The 1,738-nt window shown below is 70.3% G+C and carries 1 protein-coding gene and 1 pseudogene; both read left to right on the top strand.

The features are described from left to right. Nucleotides 1-212: pseudogene (locus HPA02_RS18030) on the top strand (hypothetical protein); the annotation flags it as partial. Further along, nucleotides 202-1,738 (top strand): methyl-accepting chemotaxis protein (locus tag HPA02_RS18035; protein ID WP_146804586.1); only part of this gene is annotated, 1,537 nt, incomplete at its 3' end. The pseudogene HPA02_RS18030 and the gene HPA02_RS18035, both read left to right, overlap by 11 nt.

Consider the following 1,738-nt stretch of genomic DNA (forward strand, 5'->3'; position numbering starts at 1 on the left):
TTACCGAGCTGGACAGCATGACCCAGCAGAACGCCGCCCTGGTGGAGGAGTCCACCACCGCCGCCGAACAGCTCAAGGAGCAGGCCGATCGCCTGGCCCAGGCCGTCGGCGCCTTTACCCTTTCCCAGTCTGCCGCCTCCGCCCCAACGAGCCTGCCTAGGGCCTCGGCGGAGACGGCGTCTTCCCAGGAGTTGGAGCACCATGCATTTTAAATCCCTGCGCTGGTTCGTGGTGACCCTGGCCGGCGCCTGCCTGCTGGTGGTGGCCCTGGCCCTGGTGGCCTATGCGCTGATCGCTTCGTCCCGTACCCAGCAGACGGTGGCGACCCACACCCAGGGGTTGCTGGAGGAGGGCATCGACGAGCGCCTGGCGGTGCTGGCCCAGGCCCAGGCACTGGAGGTACGCCGGCGTCTCGAGGAGCCGCTGCGGGTTGCCGAGATGCTCGCCCAGACCAATGCCCTGATGGGGCGTGAAGATGCTCAGGGGCGGCCCCTGCTGTGGATTGACCGGGACGAGCTCTCCACCCTGATGCGCGAGACCCTGGCGGCCTACCCCGACCTGGTCGACGTCTATATCGGCTGGGAGCCCGATGCCTTCGACGTGGATCGTTTCCATGCGGGACGCGAGGCGGATGGCTACGAGGCGGAGACGGGCCGCTACATGCCCTGGTGGTATCGGGACGCCGATGGCGCCATCGATGTGCTGCCGCTGGGAGACATGGAGAGCGAGGCGTTGCTGCCGAGTGGTATCCGCGAGGGGGAGTATTACCTCTGCGTGCGGGAGAACGAGGCGCCCTGCATCATCGACCCGGCCGCCTACGAGTTCGGCGACCAGACCCTGATGGTCACCTCCTTCAATGTGCCGGTGATGGTGGACGGGGACTTCCGCGGCGTGGCCGGTGCCGACCTCTCGGTGGACTTTATCCAGGGCCTGCTGGAGGCGGCCAATGCCGAGCTCTACGACGGCGCCGGCGAGATGGCCCTGGTGGCCGCCGGCGGCGGCGTGGTGGCCCATACCGGGGCGGCCGAGCGTCTCGGCGAACCCGCCGCGGCGGTGATGGGCGAGCGGGTGGCCGGCCATCTGGCCGCCGCCCGGCGCGATGGCGAGATGGTCGGCGTCGAGGCCGATGGCCTGCTGGAGCGCTACCTGCCGTTTCGCATCGGCGATACCCCGACCCAGTGGACCCTGGCCATTCGCCTGCCGGAGTCGGCGGTGCTGGCCGAGCTCAATGCCCTGCAGGGCGTGCTCGCCGAGCAGCGCCGCCACGACGCCCTGGGCATGAGCCTGGTGGGGGCCTTGCTGGCGGCCCTGGGGCTGCTGGCCCTGGCCTGGGTCGGCGGGCGTATCGCCCGGCCGCTGCGTGAATTGGCGGGCCGCATGCAGGAGATCGCCTCCGGCGATGGCGACCTGACCCAGCGCCTGCCGGTGAAGGGCCGTGACGAGGGGGCCCAGTTGGCCACCCAGTTCAACGCCTTTGCCGACAAGATTCACGATGTGTTGGTCGAGGTGCGCCACAGCAGCGACTCGGTGCGCGTCGCCGCCGCGGAGATCGCCAGCGGCGGCCAGGACCTGTCACGGCGCACCGATAGCGCCGCCTCCAGCCTGCAGCAGACCTCCGCCTCCATGGAGGAGATCACCGGCACCGTGGCGCAGACCGCCGATTCCGCCCAACAGGCCAACCAACTGGCGCTCTCCGCCTCCCAGGTGGCGGCCCGCGGCGGCGAGGTGGTGGGCGAGG

This window comes from Bisbaumannia pacifica (assembly GCF_007989625.1).
Lineage (GTDB): Bacteria > Pseudomonadota > Gammaproteobacteria > Pseudomonadales > Halomonadaceae > Bisbaumannia > Bisbaumannia pacifica.